Consider the following 19377-nt stretch of genomic DNA (forward strand, 5'->3'; position numbering starts at 1 on the left):
GAGCAGCCTTGTGCTGCGAAGAGGCCCGCACAGGCAACAGATATTCCGGGTCAGGCTCACAACCTGAAATGCCCCACCATCCCCTTCAAATCGGTGCCCAACTGCGCCAGTTGCACACTCGACCGGGCATTGTCCTGCATCGCCAGCGCCGCCTGGTCCGCACTGCCACGAATCTGCGTGACACTGCGGCTGATCTCTTCAGCCACCGAGCTCTGCTGCTCGGCTGCCGCGGCAATCTGCTGGTTCATCTGCTGAATCAATGAAACCGCAGCCGCAATGCTGCCCAGCGCGCTTTCTGTCTGCAGCGCATCAGCCACTGCCAGGCGAACCAGTTCAGTGCTGCCACGAATCTGCGCCACCGACTGCTGGGCGTTACCGCGCAGGCTGGCAACCAGTACCTCGATCTGCTCGGTAGACTGCCGGGTACGCCGCGCCAACGCACGCACCTCGTCGGCCACCACGGCAAAACCACGCCCTTGCTCGCCAGCGCGGGCAGCCTCGATGGCGGCGTTCAGCGCCAGCAGGTTGGTCTGCTCGGCCACGCTCTTGATCACCTCCAGCACGTCGCCGATGGTGTGGATTTCGGCACTGAGGCTGTCAATGCCGGCGCTGGCGGTTTCTGCCGCCGCCGCCAACTGCTCGATGCGCTGCATGCTCTGGCGCACCACCTGTTGCCCCGACTCAACCTTGTCGTCCGCCGCCTGGGCCGCCTGCGCCGCTTCCTCGGCATTGCGCGCCACATCGTGCACGGTGGCAGTCATCTGCTGCATGGCAGTGGCCACCTGCTCGGTTTCCTCCTTCTGGCTGCCCACCTCGCGATTGGTCTGCTCCGTCACTGCCGACAACGCCTGAGCGCTACCCGCCAGCTGTTCGATGCCTTGCTGCAAGCCGCTGACAATGCCTGAAAGGCCCGCGGCCATCTGCTGCATGGCCTGCATCAGCTGCCCCACCTCGTCACGACGCGGTGCCTGGGCGTCAAAACCCAGCTCGCCAGCGGCAATGCGCTGGGCGCGGGCGATCACATGCTTGAGCGGGCCGACCACCGCGCGGGTGATCAGCCAGGCGGCCAGCACACCCACCAGCAGTGCCAGGCCGGTGGCCAGGGCAATGGCCACGGCATTGCGTTGCAGCTCACCCTGCAGCGCCTGCTCCTGCCACAGGTAAGCCTGGTCGACCCTCCCGGTGACTTGCTCGGCACTGGCCTGCAACTGGGCTTTCAGCCCTTGCTCGCGGGCCAGCTGGTCGGTGTATTCGTTGAGTTTTTCCGAGAAGCTGCCGATGTGCCCGGCCACCTCGCCCAGCACGCTCTGGTAGCCGGCATCACTGACCGCACCCTGCAACTGGCCAACCAGGCTGGCGGCTTCCACGGTCTGGGCGATACGCTCCTGGCTTACGCCCTCTTCGCCCTTGCGGCTTTTTTCCAGGCGCACCCGCGCTTCGTCCATGGCCTGCAACATCAGCCGCGACACCTGCGCCACTTGCGCAGCCTGCTCAAGAAACTCGCCCCCCTGCTGACCTTGGGACTGCTTGAGTGTGTATACGCCGTCGTCGGCCAGGCCGGCCTGCAGCACATCAAGGTTATTGGCGACGCTGGACACCGACCAGCTGGCCATGTCCAGCGCCAGCTCCTTGGCCTGCACCGCCGCCACATAAGCTTCGAACGCCTGGCCGTAGGCAGCCAGATCGGTTTCGGCCGCCACCAGCGCCGGCAGGCCTCGGGCGCGCTCGGCCAAGCCCTGCAAGCCGCTGCGCAAGGCCTCGGCCTGCTGGATGTCGGAGCGCAGGGCAAACGCCTGCTCATGCTGACGCAAACGCAGCAGGTCGGTATTGAACTGTGCCAGCTGGCGCAAACTGTCGAAGCGCTGGCCCACGCTGTGCAGCGCGGCGATGCCGATGGCCGCCACCGCCAGGGTCAGCACCAGCACCAAGGCAAAGCCCAGGCCGAGTTTGCGGGCCATGCCCAGGTTGGCCAGCACACTGTGCTTGCTCGCGCCCATCGCCGATTCCCCTTCTGCGTGCGAGGTTATCCCGAAGGCCAAGGGTGGCAACGTTGCCTGCCGATGAACAAGGGCTTGGCGTCAGGATAGTGTCAAATAGCTATGAGCGTGTCGTTTTTAGCTTGGCAGAGGTCGCCCTGCATGCTGGAGGAAGGCCTGGGCACGGGAATCCTGCCCATAGGCGACATTGATGCGCAGCCAGCTGCTGGGCGTGCCTTGGTAATCGAACGCGCTGCCCGGGGTAAGCAGCACCGCATGCTCCCGCGCCATCTGCTCAAGGCTGGCGAAGTCCCGGCCGGGCACGCGCGCCCAGACGAACATGCCGCCACAAGGCTCACAAAATACCTGCCAACCCGCCTGCTCCAACTGGCCCAGCAGCTTGGCCATGTGCTGGCCAAGGCGTACGCGCAGGCGTTGAACACTCTTGCGGTAGCTGCCATTGGCGAGCATCTGGCCCACCACCTGCTCGGCAAAGCGTGACGTGCCGATACCGCTGACCATCTTCAGCTCGGCCAGACGCGCCAGCAACGCAGGGTCGGCGACCAGGTAGCCGACCCGCACCGAACTGCTGAGGGTTTTCGAAAAGCTGGCCATGTAGATCACCCGTTGCTCGCTGTCGAGGGTGGCCAGGCGTGTAGCCGGGCCCTCCTGGAAGTCGGCGTAGATATCATCCTCGACAATGCGCAGATCATGTTCACGGGCCAGTTCGAGCAAGCGGTAGGCGACTTTGGGTGTCAGGCTGGTGCCGGTAGGGTTCTGGTAAAGGCTGTTGATGAACAGGCAGCGCGGCTTGTGCGTGGCCAGCAGGGTTTCGACGGCCGCCAGGTCCGGGCCCTCTGCGGTACGCGGTACCGGCAGCATATGCACCTGGTGCTGACGCAGCAGGTTGTACAGGTTGTAGTAACCAGGGTTTTCCACCAATACCGTGTCGCCTGGACGCAGCAGGGTACGCACCAGCAGGTCTAGACCGTGACTGGCGCCGTGGGTGGTGAGGATGTGCTCGGGGCCGGCAGCGATGCCCAGCTGCGCCAGGCGCTTGTGCAATTGCTGACGCAGGCTGGCCAGGCCCAGGGGTGGGCAGTAGTCGAACAGGTCCTGCGGGGCGCCGCGGCTTACCTGCCGCACCGCCTGGGCCAGCTCGGTTGCAGCGCGCCAATTGCTGGGCAGCCAGCCGCAGCCCAGTTTCAGCAACTCGTCATGGCCCTCGCGAAACTGCCGCCAGTTGCCGTCGCCAGACTCACCCCAGGGTTGCGTATCGTCAATCGGGGGCCCGGGCTTGCGCTCGGCGACAAAAAAACCGGTGCCGTGGCGGGCCTCCAGCCAGCCGCTGGCGACCAGGCGGTCGTAGGCCTCGATCACACAGGACGCGCTGACCGCCTGGCTGCGGGCCAGCGCGCGGATCGATGGCAGACGTGCGCCGGGGCGCAGGCGTTGCTGGACGATCCAGCCTTGGAGGTGGTCGGTGAGTTGCTGCACCAACGGGGTGGGGCCGGTGCGGTCGAGGGGGAAGTGCATGGGTGAGTGTTCGCAGATTTTGAGCGAACAGTTAAGCATAAATGGAGTGACGGTGTGTCTGGCAGGTGGAATAGGCTGGCATCAGAGTGAGCAGGCCCGGCCCTTTCGCGGGTGAAACCGCGAAAGGGCCGGTACAGCCACTAGAGAAACCAGGACCCCTACCCATGCCCTCCGCCCCGGCCCGCTTGGCCTTCGCCCTCTGCCTGATCACCCTGGCCGTCAACCTGCAGGCCCCGCTGTACATCACCTACGCCGACCTTTCCGGCCAGGGCGCCGCTGCCACTGCGGTGGCGTTCTCCGGCTATGTGCTGGGCGTACTGCCCGTGCTGCTGGCCCTGGGCGGCCTGGCCGACCGGGTCGGGCGCCGGCCATTGATTGTGGCGGCACTTGCCCTGTCGATGATCGCCACCGTGCTGATGCTGCTGGCCCCCAGCCTGCAAACCCTGGGCCTTGCCCGCCTGTTCCTGGGCCTGGGCACCGGGCTGGCTTCGGCCACGGCCACCGCTTACATGGGCGAGCTGATGGGCGGTGAGCACACCACCCGCGCGGCCAACTGGGTCACCGCCAGCACCTCGCTGGGCTTTGGCCTGGGTGCGGCGCTGACCAGTGTGTTCCTGCTAAGCGGCCCAAGCCTCACCCCCGGCAGCTTCCACCTGCAACTGCTGTTGGCAGCCTTGGCCATCCTGCTGGTATGGCGCCTGCCCGACCCCCGCCCGGCACAACACAACCCCATGCTGCGCCTACCCTGCTACCCGCGTGGCAGCGTGGCCTATGGCCTGGCCATTTTGCTGGCATGGGCCTGCGTGGGCCTGGTGATCGCCTTGCTGCCAAGCATCCTGCGCCAGCATGGCCTTAGTGACTGGTCAGGGTTTTCGACTTTCTGCGTGATCAGCTGCGGGTTGTTGTTCCAGCCGATGGCCCGGCGCCTGAGCAGCCGCACGGCCACACTACTGGGGCTACTGATACTGCCCTGCAGCTATGCCGTGCTGGCTTGGGGCGCGGACGGCGGGCAGCTGAGTGCGGTATTGCTGGGTGCTGTGGCGGCCAGCAGTGCGTGCTACGGGTTTATCTACCTGGGTGGGCTGGCGGCGGTGAACCAGTTGGCTGGCAGTGAGAAAACACGGGCCAGTGCCGGGTTCTTCTTGCTGGCGTACCTGGGGTTCAGCTTGCCGGTAATCTTTACCGGGTTGCTGAGTGACCGGTTGGGGTCACGGATGGCGTTGCTGGTATTCGGTGGGGTGTTGGTGGTGGGCTGTGCAGCGGTTGGGCTGGCATTGTGGTGGTCTGGCCGGGCCCTATCGCCTGCAAGCCAGCTCCCACAGGGCTCGCGTTAACTTCGGGTACCCGCGGGCCCTGTGGGAGCTGGCTTGCCGGCGATAGGGCCAGAGCAGGCTATCTGAGTTGGCTCAGATCGCCGTGGCCCCGCCATCAACCGTCAGGCAATGCCCGGTGGTAAACGCCGCGCCATCGCTGCACAGGTACAGCACGGCGCTGGCGATTTCCTCGACCTTGCCAATGCGCCCCACCGGGTGCATGGCGGCGGCGAACTCGGCCTTGCGTGGGTCGGCCTCGTAGGCGCGGCGGAACATGTCGGTATCGATTACCGCCGGGCACACGGCATTCACGCGGATACCCTTCTTCGCGTATTCGATGGCTGCCGACTTGGTCAGGCCGATCACCGCGTGCTTGCTGGCGCTGTAGATACTCATCTTCGGCGCCGCTCCCAGCCCCGCCACCGAGGCTGTATTGACGATCACCCCACCGCCTTGGGCCTGCAGCAAGGGCAACTGGTACTTCATGCACAGCCATACGCCCTTCACGTTCACGCCCATGATGGCATCGAACTCCGCCTCGCTGCCTTCAGCCAGGCGGTGCTGCTCAATCTCGATGCCGGCGTTGTTGAAGGCATAGTCCAGCCGGCCATAGGCGGCGATCAGCCGCTCGTGCAACTGGCGCACCTCGGCGTCGCGGGTGACGTCACAGGCAATGAACAACGCCACGCCGCCTGCGGCGTTAATCTGCGCGACGGTGGCCTCGCCACCCAGCGGGTCGAGGTCGCCCACTACCACCTTCAGGCCCTCGCGGGCGAACGCCAGGGCCGCTGCCCGGCCTATACCGGCAGCGCCGCCGGTGACCAGCGCTACCTGGCCGGAAAAGGTCATGCTCATTGCGTGCTCCTGAAGGGGATGCTGGGGTTCAGAGCATAGTCAGCCACTGCCTGGCCGGGCAGCATCATCACACCAACGGTTGGGCTACCATGCTTGTCAGTGATGTTAACCACCTGCCTACATCAACAAGGTAGATTGAACACCTAGCATCTTCCACTGCCCACAAGGACCCCGCCATGACCCAGACCAACCGCCGCTTCCTGCTCGCCAAACGCCCGGTCGGCGCCGTGCGCCGTGACGACTTCACCTTTGAAAGCGTGCCTGCCGAACAACCCGGCGAAGGCCAGGTGCTGGTGCGCAACCTGTACCTGTCGTTGGACCCGGCCATGCGCGGCTGGATGAACGAAGGCAAGTCCTACATCCCTCCTGTGGCCCTGGGCCAGGTAATGCGTGCCCTCGGCGTGGGCGAAGTGGTTGCTTCCAACCACCCGGCATTCAAGCCGGGCGACCACGTTAGCGGCGCCCTTGGCGTGCAGGACTACTTCACCGGCGAGCCACAGGGCCTGCACAAGATCGACCCCAACCTGGCGCCCCTGCCCCGCTACCTGTCGGCACTGGGCATGACCGGCATGACTGCCTACTTCGCCCTGCTGGAAGTTGGCCAGCCCAAAGCCGGCGAAACCGTGGTCATCTCCGGTGCGGCCGGTGCGGTGGGCAGCATTGTCGGGCAAATTGCCAAGGTCAAAGGCTGCCGCGTGGTCGGCATTGCCGGGGGCGCCGAGAAGTGCCAGTACCTGAAGGACGAACTGGGCTTTGACGGGGTGATCGACTACAAGGCCGAAGACGTGCTGGCTGGCCTGAAGCGCGAATGCCCCAAAGGCGTGGACGTGTACTTCGACAACGTGGGCGGCGACATCCTCGACGCCGTGCTGACGCGTATCAACTTCAAGGCCCGCATCGTGATTTGCGGCGCGATCAGCCAGTACAACAACAAGGAAGCGGTGAAAGGCCCGGCCAACTACCTGTCGCTGCTGGTGAACCGTGCGCGTATGGAAGGGTTTGTGGTGATGGACCACGCCAAGGACTACGGCAAGGCCGCGCTGGAGATGGCCGGGTGGCTGGCCAGCGGGCAGGTGAAGAGCAAGGAAGATGTGGTGGAGGGGCTGGAGACGTTCCCCGAGACGCTGCTGAAGCTGTTCAATGGGGAGAATTTTGGCAAGTTGGTGCTGAAGGTCTAACCCCTGCAGGCCTGCGCCGCACCATGAAGGGGCGGCGCAGCCCGTGAAATCGGGCGCCAGCCCTTGTTGTGGCACTTTCGCAGCTTGTAGTTTTCCCCTCCCACCGTACATTCAGGCATCGACAAACACCCATTACGCAAGGTAGCGACAAGGTGGGCAACCGATGCAGCAGCGCTTGAATGCCGGACTCGACTTTTGCAGGATCGCCGCCTGCTTCATGGTGGTACTCCTTCACATCGCGTCAGCCGGGGCGATCCAACTTGATGACAACTGGATGTCCTCCAACATCTACAACTCCTTGGTCAGGTCTTGCGTCCCGCTGTTCCTGATGTTGTCCGGTGCCCTGTTGTTGAACCGAACAGACGGTGCAGTCACGTTCTACCAGAAGCGCTTCTTGCGCATACTGCCGCCGCTGCTGTTCTGGTCAGTGTTCTATGCACTGTGGCGGGACACCATGGGCGCCGGGTATGGCAGCCTGTGGCAAGCGACCGTGGCGATGCTTCACGGCCCCGTGTACTACCACCTCTGGTACCTCTACGCGATCATCGGCATCTACCTGTTCATGCCGTTCATGGCCAAGGTCTACCAACACTGCGGGCCGCAAGAGAAGCGGGTGTTCCTGGGCCTTTGGCTGGTAATCAGCTGCCTGCTGCCCACCGCCGCCCAGTTCAGCCCTGCACTGGCCAGCATGGTCCATACCTATGAGTTGTTTTCGTTCATGGGGTTTGCGGGTTATGCATTCCTGGGGGCTTACGTCTACGAACAGATTCGGCAGCACGGCCCTGGCAACCCTTGGGTAAACCTTGGCGGCTTCGCCATCACCGGCGCCCTGACCGCCGCCGCCACGCACACCCTGTCCCTGCAGCAAGGCGAGCCCAGCCAGATTTTCTATTCCTACGTATCCCCGTTGGTGGTACTGGCCGCCATCTTCGCCTTCCGCCTGCTGCTTGCGCTCGGCGGGCGACTGGTACAGCACAGCAAGCTGCTGGCCGAGCTGTCTGGTTGCACGTTGGGCCTGTACTGCTTGCACGTTTTCGTCATGAACAGGGCCAGTATCTTCTACGGCCCGCTGATCGAGGGGCATTCGCTGGCGTGGTTGATACCCGTACTGGCGGTGGCTGTGTTCGTGCTGACTTTACTCCCGATCTACCTGATCAGGCTGTTGAAACCGATGCGCACCGTGATCTGACTGCGGTAGCACCAATGAGGGAGCGGACGGATATAAAAAAAGGCCAGCACACTCGGGCTGGCCTTTCTAAATAACGCGGGTTAATTACCCACGAATCTCCGCCACCACCGCAGCCAGCGCCTGCGCCGGGTCTGCGGCCTGGCTGATCGGCCGGCCGATCACCAGGTAATCCGAACCCGCATCCAGCGCCTGGCGCGGGGTGAGGATACGGCGCTGGTCGTCATGCGCGCTGCCCGCCGGGCGAATGCCCGGGGTTACCAGCTGCAGCGACGGGTGCGCCGCCTTCAGCGCCGGGGCCTCCAGCGCCGAGCACACCAAACCGTCCATGCCCGCTTTCTGTGCCAGTGCCGCCAGGCGCAGCACCTGCTCTTGCGGGTCGACATCCAGGCCGATACCGGCCAGGTCTTCACGCTCCATGCTGGTCAGCACGGTCACGCCAATCAGCAATGGCTGCGGGCCGCTGCGCTTGTCCAGCACTTCACGGCAGGCGGCCATCATGCGCAGGCCACCGGAGCAATGCACGTTCACCATCCACACACCCATCTCGGCGGCAGCCTTTACCGCCATGGCCGTGGTGTTGGGGATGTCGTGGAACTTGAGGTCCAGGAACACTTCGAAGCCCTTGGCACAAAGGGTTTCGACGATGCCCGAAGCGCTGCTGGTGAACAGCTCCTTGCCAACCTTCACCCGGCACAGCGCGGGGTCTAGCTGGTCAGCCAGCTTCAGGGCGGCCTCACGGGTAGGGAAATCCAGGGCGACGATCAGGGGCGTCTGGCAGGCGGACATGGGCAGGGTCTCTTGGCAAGTCGAAAACGGCGCGCATTGTAAACGAAGTGACGCAGGCTTTGGGGCCCGCGGGTCACGGAATTGGCCCGGCGGCAGCTGGCTCCTATAATTGAACCAACGGAACGGGTTACTGCTCAAATTTCGTACAAGCACTGCCCCACCACCCGTTTAAGGAGAACGACAATGCCCTGGTATGCCTGGCTGATCCTCATCATAGCCCTCGGCTCTATCGTCGGTGGGCTGATGATGCTGCGCGATACGGCAAAAAAACTGCCTCTGACTGACGAGCAACTGCGCAAGGTGCATGAGCGCAATGCCGAAGCGGATGCCAAGGATGCGCAAGACCGCTAAAAGGTTTAAGCATCGAGTTTACAGCCATTTTTTCAGGCGGCTTTTTGACGAAAACCGAATAGTACTTTTAACCCATTGTTTTATGGGATTTTTACCTCATTAAGCTTTATCCCTTCCAAACAAAAAACCGCCCCTGCGCCAATCACTCTTCAACAAGGAAGGTGGTCCAGGCAGGAGCGGCCTTGAGTCGCGACGGACTGCAAAGCAGCCCCGTTTTCTAAAAGGCAACCCCACCCGCAGGCTGCCTTGCTGCCCCTTACTCCACCATCACCTTGTCCCGGTTACGCTCCAGCAACGCGTTCCCGATCCCCTTGATCTCCAGCAGTTCATCCACCGAAGCAAACGGCCCATTGGCCTCGCGGTAAGCCACGATGGCCTCGGCCTTGGCCTTCCCTATCCCGTTCAGCTCCTTCTGCAAAGTCAGCGCATCGGCCTTGTTCAGATCCAGCCGCAGCCCTTGCTGGGCCTGGGCTTGAGCCACTACCGGCACCGGCTCGGGCACCGCCGTGGCGCTGGCCGGGGCCGCGCTAAGGGAAAAAGACAGGCTGGCGAACAGCGGCAGCAGCAGGTACGACAGAACGTTGTTACGCATTGATGAACACTCCTTGGGTTGGTCATTTTCCAGCAGCCGTTTTCCTTCGGCTGCGCAACAAACCCTAGCGGTTCTGCGATTTTGCAAACAGCGACTCGGCCCATTTAATCGTTACCGAATCCAACAGTAAAAAAAGCAACTTGGGCCACACGAAAATGATGGCGTTACGCCATATTTCAAGTTAACTTCATGAAAAAAAAGCGATAGCAAATCGCCGCCAGGTAAATTCCCGTTTAACCTGGGTTTCATTCAGACCAAACGCTGTTGTTTTTCCTACAAGCCTTGCCGGATAAGGCCCCCGCCCGTTCGTCGTATACCTTAGTGATATCGACTTCATTGGCATGATGCCTGAATAACATCAAACAATCGTTTTTATTGATCATTTAATCAGAAATAGGATCCAATCCATCGATATTTATTGGCATTTTCCTACAATCAGGGGAAAAAAACGTGCCAGATGGGATGTCATAGTGATGACGAAATGATAAATTTGCGGACTTAGGACAACCGCTTCGCTTGAAGGATCCGAGCAGAATGAATTTTTTTTCACCTCCCCCCTTGGCCGTGCCCGATTTCCGTCGAGCTGCGCCACCAGGCCACCCCAGGCCGATCTGAGTAACACCCGAGATCCTTACCGTTAGCGCCAGTTCCAACCGCCTTAACTCTCATACAGAAGACCGTCGCCGTGTCCCTCAAGACCCTCATCGTATTTGGCACCCGCCCAGAGGCTATCAAAATGGCACCTCTGGCCCTCAACCTTGCCCAGGACGACCGTTTCGAGTCGCGCGTCTGCGTTACCGGCCAGCACCGGCAGATGCTTGACCAGGTACTGGAGCTGTTCGAGATCACGCCCGACTACGACTTGAACATCATGAAGCCCGGCCAGGACCTGACCGATGTGACCACTGCCATCCTGCAGGGCCTGAAACCAGTGCTGGCCGAGTTCAAGCCCGACGTGGTGCTGGTGCACGGCGACACCGCAACAACCCTGGCCACCAGCCTGGCCGCCTACTACCAGCAGATTCCGATCGCCCACGTGGAAGCAGGCCTGCGCACCGGCAACCTGTATTCGCCTTGGCCAGAAGAAGGCAACCGCCGCCTGACCGGCGCCCTGGCCGCCCTGCACTTCGCGCCAACCTCCACCTCGCAGGACAACCTGCTGCGTGAAGGCACTGACGCCGCGACCATCTACACCACCGGCAACACGGTGATCGATGCGCTGCTGGAAGTGGTCCGCAAGCTGGAAAGCCCAGCCCTGAAAAACCAGTTCGAAGCCCAGTTCAGCTTCCTGAACCCCGAGCGCCGCATGGTGCTGGTGACCGGCCACCGCCGCGAGAACTTCGGTGACGGCTTTGAGCGTATCTGCCAGGCGCTGGTGCAGACCGCGCGTCAATTCCCTGACGTGGATATCGTCTACCCGGTCCACCTGAACCCGAACGTACGCGAACCGGTTAACCGCTTGTTGGCCGACGTCAACAACATCCACCTGATCGAACCGCTGGACTACTTGCCGTTCGTCTACCTGATGACCCGCTCGTACCTGATCCTCACCGACTCCGGCGGCATCCAGGAAGAAGCCCCGGCACTGGGCAAGCCGGTACTGGTCATGCGTGACACCACCGAGCGCCCTGAAGCCGTGGCAGCAGGTACCGTCAAGCTGGTGGGCACCGATGTGGCATCGATCACCGAAAACCTGGCGAAACTGCTCACCGACGAGGCGACCTACCGCGAGATGAGCTTCGCCCACAACCCCTACGGCGATGGAAAAGCGTGCGCGCGAATCCTCGACGCACTCTCCGCATTCTCTAACTCCAAGGACGCAGCATGAGCTTCAACAAGATTTCCGTCGTAGGCCTGGGCTATATCGGCCTGCCAACCGCCGCCGTTTTCGCCGCTCGCAAGAAGCACGTGATCGGTATCGATGTTAACCAGCACGCGGTCGACACCATCAACCGTGGCGAAATCCACATCGTCGAGCCTGAGCTGGACATGGTGGTACACGCCGCCGTAACCGAAGGCTACCTGCGCGCCTCCACCGTGCCGGAAGCAGCCGATGCCTTCCTGATCGCCGTGCCGACGCCGTTCATGGATGACCACCAGCCGGACCTGAGCTACATCGAGTCCGCCAGCAAGGCCATCGCGCCTGTGCTGAAAAAGGGTGACCTGGTCATCCTGGAGTCCACCTCCCCGGTCGGCGCTACCGAGCAGATGGCGTTCTGGCTGGCCCAGGCCCGCCCAGACCTGAGCTTCCCGCAGACCCACGGTGAAGACTCCGACGTGCGCATCGCCCACTGCCCTGAGCGCGTACTGCCGGGCCACGTGCTGCGCGAGCTGGTGGAAAACGACCGCATCATCGGTGGCATGACCAGGAAGTGCTCCGAAGCAGCCGTACGCCTGTATCGCACCTTCGTCGAAGGCGAGTGCATCATCACCAACGCCCGCACCGCCGAAATGTGCAAGCTGACCGAAAACAGCTTCCGTGACGTGAACATTGCCTTCGCCAACGAACTGTCGATCATCTGCGACAAGCTGGACATCGACGTGTGGGAGCTGATTCGCCTGGCCAACCACCACCCGCGCGTCAACATCCTGCAGCCTGGCCCAGGCGTGGGCGGCCACTGCATCGCCGTGGACCCATGGTTCATCGTTAGCCAGACCCCAGAGCAGGCCCGCCTGATCCGGACCGCCCGTGTGGTCAACGACAGCAAGCCTGAGTGGGTGATCGACAAGGTCAAGATGGCCCTGGCCAACTTCCTGATCAAGAACCCGGGCAAGTCGGCCCAGCAAGTGAAGATCGCCTGCTACGGCCTGGCCTTCAAGGCCGACATCGACGACCTGCGCGAAAGCCCGGCACTGAGCATTGCCGAGCGCCTGGGCAACGAACTGGAAGCCACCCTGCAACTGGTCGAGCCGAACATCGAAGCGCTGCCACAGCGCTTGGCGCATCACGAGCACGTGGATTTCATCTACGCCCTGGACAGCGCCGACATTCACGTACTGCTGGTGAAGCACCGCGAATTCCGCGGCACCTTCAACGTACGCGATGCAGCGTTCGTGATCGACGCCGCTGGCGTTACCCAGGCCTGATGGACCAAACAGCATGAACAACCCCACGCTTGAGAAACCTACCGTGAACACAGAGCTACCGTCACCTTTGGCCGATATTCATGACCGCGTGATGGAAGCCTATTACGGCAAGCTGGGGGATCAGTTCATGCGCGAAACGCAGTCCCGCATCCACTGGATCTGCGCCCAGGTCAAAGGGCGCCGGATCCTGGATGTGGGCTGCTCGCAGGGTATCGTGCCCCTGCTGCTGGCGCGTGAGGGTTGCCAGGTTACCGGTGTGGACACCAGCCCGCAGGCCATTGAAGAGGCCAAGGGTTACCTGTCTGCCGAACCTGCCCACATCCAGCAGAACGTCACGTACATCAATTCAGACTTCCTCGCGCTGGATACGCTCGAGGTTGAGCCGGACACCGTTGTAATCAGCGAAGTGCTCGAACACCTGGTACGCCCGGAGCTGTTCGTCGAGAAGGCCTACGACCTGCTCAAGCAGGGTGGTCGGCTGGTGATCACCGTACCGTTCGGGGTCAATGACTTCATTGACCACAAGCACACGTTCTACCTGATGGAACCGTTCCGCCTGCTGGCGGAGCACTTGCAGATCATTGAAGTCAAGATGCTTGGCAAGTGGCTGGGCATTGTTGCTGTGAAGAGCGAGTCGCATAAGCCTGGCACCATCGACTCGCTGACCGTCGAGCGCGTACGTGAGCTGGAAAAGGCGTTTGAGTCGATTGAACGCACGCTGCGTGGGAACCTCGGCGCCATCGGCAAACGGTTGGAAGAGGCGAACAAGAAGTATCGCACTGCTACCGAGCAGATTGCCCAGCTGAGGCCAGAGGCCCAAAAGGCTGAAGCGCTGTCCAGACAGCTGCAGACACGCGATGCGGACATTGCAACTTTGCAAAGATCCAACCGTGAAATCCTCGAGGCCAAGGCACAGCGTGTCAAGGAGCTTGAAGAGATCAAGCAGCGGCTGGAGGAAGCCAACAAGAAGTACCGCGTGGCAACTGAGCAGCTCGCGTTGCTGAAACCTGAAGCCGAAAAGGCCAATGTCCTCTCGCGCCAGCTGAAGGAACGTGAATCCGATATCGCGGCACTTGAGACATCGAGCCGGGAAGCCTTGGAAGCCAGCGTCCGTAATGTGCAGGCGCTAAGCGAGGAAATTGAAGCGCTCAAGACCCAATTGAGCGATGCCGATCAGAAGTGTCTGATTGCTGCTGAGCAATACGGCCTTCTAGAGCAGCAATTTGCAGCACTTGAAGAAGCTCGCGAACAAAATCTTGCAGATACTCAGCAGCAATTTAACGAGCTGCAAGCGACTCAAGCCCAGTTGCAGCAAACGCTGCAGCATGCGGACACCCAAGCTGCACAGATTAGCCAGCTTTGCACAACCGTGAGTCAGCGCGAAGAAGCCCTGGAGTCCCTGCAGCATCTGTTCCGGTCGCTTGAAGAGCAATTGCAGGCAACTACCAAGCAACGAACGGCTGCTGAGGAGCGTGCAACGCTCAAAGCTGCGAAGCTTGTGACATTACAAACGGAGCATGATTCGCTGGCAGAGCAGCTCAAAGCGGTAGGGGAACAGTTGTCTGCCGCGCAAGAAACAACAGAAAGCCATGTCGCCACCATCACCGACTTACGCGCACTTCAGGCGGCCCTGGAAGCCGAGCAGCAAATCCAACGGCAAAAGGCTGCCGAACTCCTGAGTGATGAGCAGCAAAAAAACGCAGAGCATATCAATGCAATCACTGCATTGCGTGCCCAACAGGCGGCCATATCAGCCGAACTGGAAAACCGCACTCAGGCAATGAGCGACTCTCAAGCTCAGGCCCAGCGCGCAGAAGCGGAACATCTGGAAAGCATTACTGCGCTGAAATCGCAACGAGCCGAGCTGGAGCTTCAACTGCAAAAGGCAGCCGAGTTGCAAGCCGAGACTCAGCAGGCAAATGCGCAACAGGCTGGTGCCATTGCTGATCTGCAAGCTCACAAAGCCGCATTGCAAGCCGACCTCGAAAGCCAGATACACGCCCTGACCGAGCTTCGGGCCCAAGCCGAAAGCACTACGGCCGGCCATATCGATACCATTAGCTCTCTTCAGTCAGCCCGTGCTGTGCTTGAGCGTCAACTGCTGGAAGCGGCGGAACTGAGGGATCTGGCCGACCAGACCATCACGACCCAGATCGAAGAAATAGCGGTATTGCGCGAGCAATTGGCGGCAATTAACGCCGAACGGCAAAACCAAATTGACGCAATGACCCGTCTGCAATCGCAAAGCAATCAGGATATCGCCGAGAAAGACAACACGATCACCACGCTGCGCATGCGCCAAGCGGAACTGGAAGCCGAACTTGAAAGCGAGTTGGAGTATATGAAGGAATTGCAGGCCCAAACACAGCGGGCCGACGCCGCTCAGGCAGAAACCATTGCCCTTTTGAAAGCACGTCAAGCAGAACTGGAAACAGAGCTGTCAAATCAGCGGCAGGCCATGAGCGAGCTGCAGCTACAAAGCCAACTGGCGAAGGCCGCTCAAGCTGACATGGTCAACACATTCAACGGCCGGCAGGCTGAACTGGAGGTTCAACTGCAGGTCATGAACGATATTCAGGCGCAGAGCCAGCGTGAGCATGCTGCTCAAGCGAACTCCATCAATGCACTGGTTGAGCAACGCGCCAAACTGGAAGACCAGTTGCAGGCACTGGTGCTTGCCAATACGCAGTCGGAAGAAGCTCGAGTAGCACAGGCCGAGACCATTTCATCGTTGAGCCAAGCCAAGGACATGCTGGAAGAGCAGTTGATGCTTGAAAGCAACAGCCGCCAAGCAGCCGAAGCCAGCCTCGCGGCCACCAACGAGCAATGGCATGGCCTGCGCCAACAACTTGAGACCGAGCTCAATTCCTCCAAGGCAGGTCTCGGTGCAGCGAACATGAAGTATCGCGCCCTGACTGGCGAACAGATTCCGCAGCTCAAGGCCAGCCTCAATCAATTATTGGAACGCAGTGCCGCTCAGCAACGCAAGATCGACGAACTCAATGAAAATCTGGGGCGCGCTAACACCCAGCGTCACCTGGCAGAGCAGCGCTTGGTGAAAACCCGCGCAAGCATGACCTATCAGCTCGGCTACCAAATCAAGAACAGCGCCACCTCATTGGGTGGACTGGTCAAACTGCCAGTTCGCCTGTTGCGCCTGTATCGGAAAGCAAGCCAGCAACGCCAGCAAAACGAGCAGAAGCTGCTGGCCAACGAACCACTCAAGGCGCTGCTGCCGCCAGCACCTGTGCAGGATGAAAACTACCTCAAGCTGCCAGCTGCCTTGGCGACCAGCGAACAGGCCCGCACTACTCTACTGCGTCAAGCAGACCAGCCTGTAAGCCGCCTGAAAATGGCGTGCGTGATGGACGAGTTCACCTTCGGTTCATATCGCTATGAATGCGACCTGATGCCGCTGACGCCCGCCAACTGGAAAGCCGAGATCGAAGGCTTCGGCCCGGAACTGCTGTTCATCGAATCCGCATGGCGCGGTAAGGATGACCTGTGGGGCAGCAAGGTTGGTCACAACGGCCAAGAGCTGCAAGACATCTTGGCCTGGTGCCGCCAGAACAAGGTACCGACCGTGTTCTGGAACAAGGAAGACCCGGTTCACTTCGAGACTTTCCTGACCACCGCCAAGCAGTTCGACCACGTCTTCACCACCGATATCGACTGCATTCACCGCTACAAAGGCGCACTCGGTCACGACCGTGTCTACCTGCTGCCATTCGCCTGCCAGCCTGCGCTGCATAACCCGATCGAGCTGTACGAGCGCAAAGACGCGTTCTGCTTCGCCGGCGCCTACTACGCCCGTTACCCGGAGCGCACCCGCGACCTGGGCAACTTTGTGTGCGAACTGCCGAAGTTCCGCCCGCTGGAAATCTTCGACCGCAACTTCGGCAAGAACGACGTCAACTACCAGTTCCCTGAGGAATACCAGCCGTACATCGTCGGCACCCTGCCCTTCGAGAAAATCGATACCGCGTACAAAGGCTACCGCTACGCGATCAACCTGAACTCGATCAAACAATCGCAATCGATGTTTGCTCGTCGCGTGTTCGAATTGCTGGGCTGCAACACCCTGACTGTGAGCAACTTCTCCCGCGGTGTTCGCCTGCTGTTCGGTGATCTGGTGGTGACCACCGACAACGGCCAAGAGATGCTGCGCCGCCTGCAATTACTGGCAGAAGATCCACTGAATAGCGATAAGCTGCGTTTGGCTGCCCTGCGTAAAGTGATGCAGGAGCACACCTACACTCAGCGCTTGGAATACGTGCTGAGCAAGGTGACCGGTACCTCCAAGGCCCAGCGCCTGCCGGAAATTGTGGTTATCGCCGAAGCGCAGGATCGCCAACAGTTCGACATGCTGCGTGCCCATCTGAACCGCCAGACCTACACTCAAGTGCGCATGGTCATCGTCAGCGATGCCTACCAGAGCAGCATCGTCAGCGACGACCCTCGCATCCTTGTGATGAAGCCAGCGCAACTGAAGAAAAGCTCGCTTGGCGAGCTGGTTGGCAATAGTCCTTGGGTCGCCGCTTTTGTCCCAGGCGACTACTACGGTCCGAACTATCTGCTCGACCTCGCGCTAGCAACCCGCTACAGCAACGCCAAGGTAATTGGTAAGGCAGCGCACTTCACCTGCAAAGATCAGCATGCCGAACTGCTGCGCAATGAACAGGCCTACCGTCCGACCCAGACCCTGAACGCCCGCCGCTCGCTGGTTGCGACAGAGATCGTTGCTGACCAGCCATTGCGTAACTGGCTGAAGAACCTGCAATCGCTGCAGTACACCCATGCCCAAGGTGTGGCTATCGATCCGTTCAACTACTGCGAGAACGGAGCAGCGCAGCATGAAAGTATCAGTGCCAGAGTCAACGACCTTGAGCTGAACCTCGGCATGACCATCGATCAACTGCAGGCACGCGCGCAATCCATTGCCCCGCTGCAGGCCAGCCACGACGCACCGGAAATTACCGGTCGCAGCCTGGCCGAAATGTTTGGCGTCATTCGCAACAAGTTCGTTGACCTGATTGTCGACGGCGATAACTGGCGCGTGCACTCCAAGCTGGCCGATGGCAAACATGAGTACATCTATGCCCAACAGGAAGTCCGTGTGGACGAGCTGGGCTGCGAAGATGGCCACCTCAAGCTGTTCATTGACTGCACCCCTGGCCTGAACCTGCAGTTGGTGGTGCTGTTCCTGGATGCCGACAAGCAACGCATAAGCCACGTGATGCAGCATGCCAACCGTAACCAGACGACCGATATTCCACCTGAGACTGTCTACATCCGCTTCGGGCTGCGCGCATACGCTGCCGGCAGTGCTGACCTGAAAGCGCTGGTACTGGGCCATCGCAACCTGCAGCCATCAGAAATGATGGGCCGCGGCGAGCACTTGCTGCTGACCAATCATTACCCGGCCTACTCCGACCTGTACCGCAACAAGTTCGTGCACACCCGAGTTACGGCCTATCAGGAACATGGCATCGACGTAGACGTGTTCCGGCTGCGCCCAAACGAAACAGTGAGCTACCACGAGTTCCAGAACATTGACGTAGTGACCGGCTGCGCTTCGACATTGACCAAGATGCTCGAGAAAAACCGCTACAAGTCGATCCTCGTGCATTTCCTCGACGAGCAGATGTGGAAAGCGCTGCGTCCGTTCCTGAATAGCACGCGTATCACTGTGTGGGTGCACGGTGCAGATATCCAGCCTTGGTGGCGCCGTGAGTTCAACTTCACCACTGAAGATCAACTGCGCTTGGGCAAGCTCGCAAGCGAAAAACGCATGGCGTTCTGGCGTGAACTGCTGCAGCCGATGCACCCGAACCTGAAGTTGGTGTTCGTATCGCGATACTTCGCCGAAGAAGTGATGGAAGACCTTGGCTTCCGCCTGCCGGAAAGCCAGTTCGAGATCATTCACAACCCGATCAACACCGAATTGTTCGACCACCGCGAGAAGTCCGCCGAGCAGCGCAAAAAAGTGCTGTCTATCCGACCTTATACCTCGAAGACCTATGCTAACGACCTGACCGTGAAAGCGATTCAGAGCCTGTCGGGTAAATCCTGGTTCAACGACATGGAGTTCTGCCTGATCGGTGATGGCCCATTGTTTGAGGAGACCTTGGAGCCGCTGCGCAAATTCAGCAACGTCAAGATTCAGCAGGGCTTCCTTAACCACACGGAAATCGCCGATACGCACAAGGACTACGGCATCTTCCTCTGCCCAAGCCGCATGGACACGCAAGGGGTATCCCGCGACGAAGCCATGTCGTCAGGCCTGGTGCCGGTCACTACCGCTGTGGCCGCCGTACCCGAGTTCGTCGACAACACTTCCGGCTACGTGGTCGAACCCGAAAGCCACGAACAACTGGCGAAGGCCATCGAGGATATGTACCTCAATAGCAACACCTTTGTGGAAAAATCCAGGGCTGCGGCCAATCGGGTTCGCGGACAAAGTGCCGGCGACAAGATGGCAGAGCGGGAAATCGCCGTGATTCAGAACTATTGA

General features: G+C 60.7%; 12 protein-coding genes and 1 pseudogene. 7 read left to right on the forward strand and 6 right to left on the reverse strand.

Translation table 11 applies throughout. The features are described 5' to 3' along the window. Nucleotides 1–56: 56 nt before the first annotated feature. From SB765_RS19715 to SB765_RS19725, 3 genes and pseudogenes are all read right to left on the reverse strand, one after another. The gene (locus SB765_RS19715; protein ID WP_371321159.1) at nt 57–938 is read right to left on the reverse strand and encodes a methyl-accepting chemotaxis protein; all 882 of its coding nucleotides are present in this window, start codon (nt 936–938) and stop codon (nt 57–59) included. Then, nucleotides 918–1997 (reverse strand): annotated as a pseudogene (locus tag SB765_RS19720) (HAMP domain-containing protein); the annotation flags it as partial. The gene SB765_RS19715 and the pseudogene SB765_RS19720, both read right to left, overlap by 21 nt. Nucleotides 1998–2114: 117 nt before the next feature. Beyond that, nucleotides 2115–3512: a PLP-dependent aminotransferase family protein gene (locus SB765_RS19725; protein ID WP_410931784.1), complete on the reverse strand. Its 1398-nt coding sequence runs from the start codon at nt 3510–3512 to the stop codon at nt 2115–2117. A gap of 164 nt (nt 3513–3676) precedes the next feature. Between SB765_RS19725 and SB765_RS19730 the strand changes: the two genes are divergently transcribed. After that, on the forward strand, nt 3677–4846 hold the full coding sequence (locus tag SB765_RS19730) for an MFS transporter (protein ID WP_410931785.1): 1170 nt from the start codon (nt 3677–3679) through the stop codon (nt 4844–4846). A gap of 72 nt (nt 4847–4918) precedes the next feature. On the opposite strand, the gene SB765_RS19735 is transcribed toward SB765_RS19730, so the two are convergent. Next, nucleotides 4919–5680 (reverse strand): SDR family oxidoreductase, encoded by a 762-nt coding sequence (locus tag SB765_RS19735; protein ID WP_410931786.1) that lies wholly within the window; start codon nt 5678–5680, stop codon nt 4919–4921. A gap of 176 nt (nt 5681–5856) precedes the next feature. Between SB765_RS19735 and SB765_RS19740 the strand changes: the two genes are divergently transcribed. Together SB765_RS19740 and SB765_RS19745 are read left to right on the forward strand one after the other, a co-directional pair. Next, a complete protein-coding gene (locus tag SB765_RS19740; RefSeq protein WP_019471932.1) occupies nt 5857–6858 on the forward strand; it encodes an NADP-dependent oxidoreductase in 1002 nt (333 codons plus the stop codon). A 163-nt stretch (nt 6859–7021) separates the two neighbouring features. After that, nucleotides 7022–8047, forward strand: coding sequence for an acyltransferase (locus tag SB765_RS19745; protein WP_410931787.1), 1026 nt, complete (start codon nt 7022–7024; stop codon nt 8045–8047). 84 nt (nt 8048–8131) lie between these two features. On the opposite strand, the gene pyrF is transcribed toward SB765_RS19745, so the two are convergent. Next, nucleotides 8132–8833 (reverse strand): orotidine-5'-phosphate decarboxylase, encoded by a 702-nt coding sequence (pyrF, locus tag SB765_RS19750; protein WP_410931788.1) that lies wholly within the window; start codon nt 8831–8833, stop codon nt 8132–8134. Nucleotides 8834–9016: 183 nt separating this feature from the next. Here pyrF and SB765_RS19755 point away from each other — a divergent pair, with 183 nt between their 5' ends. Further along, nucleotides 9017–9184, forward strand: a complete 168-nt coding sequence (locus SB765_RS19755) for a DUF2897 family protein (RefSeq protein WP_016500979.1) — start codon at nt 9017–9019, stop codon at nt 9182–9184. A gap of 256 nt (nt 9185–9440) precedes the next feature. On the opposite strand, the gene SB765_RS19760 is transcribed toward SB765_RS19755, so the two are convergent. After that, entirely contained in the window at nt 9441–9776 is a 336-nt protein-coding gene (locus tag SB765_RS19760; RefSeq protein ID WP_410911423.1) for a ComEA family DNA-binding protein, read from the reverse strand. Between the two features lie 685 nt (nt 9777–10461). Between SB765_RS19760 and wecB the strand changes: the two genes are divergently transcribed. From wecB to SB765_RS19775, 3 genes are read left to right on the forward strand one after another with little or no spacing between them, the layout of a single operon-like run. Then, on the forward strand, nt 10462–11604 hold the full coding sequence (gene wecB / locus SB765_RS19765; RefSeq protein WP_410931789.1) for a non-hydrolyzing UDP-N-acetylglucosamine 2-epimerase: 1143 nt from the start codon (nt 10462–10464) through the stop codon (nt 11602–11604). Beyond that, on the forward strand, nt 11601–12863 hold the full coding sequence (gene wecC / locus SB765_RS19770) for a UDP-N-acetyl-D-mannosamine dehydrogenase (protein WP_410931790.1): 1263 nt from the start codon (nt 11601–11603) through the stop codon (nt 12861–12863). The genes wecB and wecC overlap by 4 nt, the downstream gene beginning before the upstream one ends. Nucleotides 12864–12876: 13 nt before the next feature. Beyond that, a complete protein-coding gene (locus SB765_RS19775; RefSeq protein ID WP_410931791.1) occupies nt 12877–19377 on the forward strand; it encodes a methyltransferase domain-containing protein in 6501 nt (2166 codons plus the stop codon).

Origin of the sequence: Pseudomonas sp. SIMBA_067 (assembly GCF_046534675.1) — a bacterium.
In the GTDB taxonomy this organism is placed as follows: Bacteria; Pseudomonadota; Gammaproteobacteria; order Pseudomonadales; family Pseudomonadaceae; genus Aquipseudomonas; species Aquipseudomonas putida.

Coding starts and splice junctions, on each gene's coding strand:
- SB765_RS19755 (WP_016500979.1), top strand. CDS start 9,017: ATGCCCTGGTATGCCTGGCTGATCCTCATCATAGCCCTCGGCTCTATC.
- SB765_RS19735 (WP_410931786.1), bottom strand. CDS start 5,680: ATGAGCATGACCTTTTCCGGCCAGGTAGCGCTGGTCACCGGCGGCGCT.
- SB765_RS19715 (WP_371321159.1), bottom strand. CDS start 938: ATGCAGGCCATGCAGCAGATGGCCGCGGGCCTTTCAGGCATTGTCAGC.
- wecC (WP_410931790.1), top strand. CDS start 11,601: ATGAGCTTCAACAAGATTTCCGTCGTAGGCCTGGGCTATATCGGCCTG.
- SB765_RS19775 (WP_410931791.1), top strand. CDS start 12,877: ATGAACAACCCCACGCTTGAGAAACCTACCGTGAACACAGAGCTACCG.
- pyrF (WP_410931788.1), bottom strand. CDS start 8,833: ATGTCCGCCTGCCAGACGCCCCTGATCGTCGCCCTGGATTTCCCTACC.
- SB765_RS19725 (WP_410931784.1), bottom strand. CDS start 3,512: ATGCACTTCCCCCTCGACCGCACCGGCCCCACCCCGTTGGTGCAGCAA.
- SB765_RS19730 (WP_410931785.1), top strand. CDS start 3,677: ATGCCCTCCGCCCCGGCCCGCTTGGCCTTCGCCCTCTGCCTGATCACC.
- SB765_RS19745 (WP_410931787.1), top strand. CDS start 7,022: ATGCAGCAGCGCTTGAATGCCGGACTCGACTTTTGCAGGATCGCCGCC.
- SB765_RS19740 (WP_019471932.1), top strand. CDS start 5,857: ATGACCCAGACCAACCGCCGCTTCCTGCTCGCCAAACGCCCGGTCGGC.
- SB765_RS19760 (WP_410911423.1), bottom strand. CDS start 9,776: ATGCGTAACAACGTTCTGTCGTACCTGCTGCTGCCGCTGTTCGCCAGC.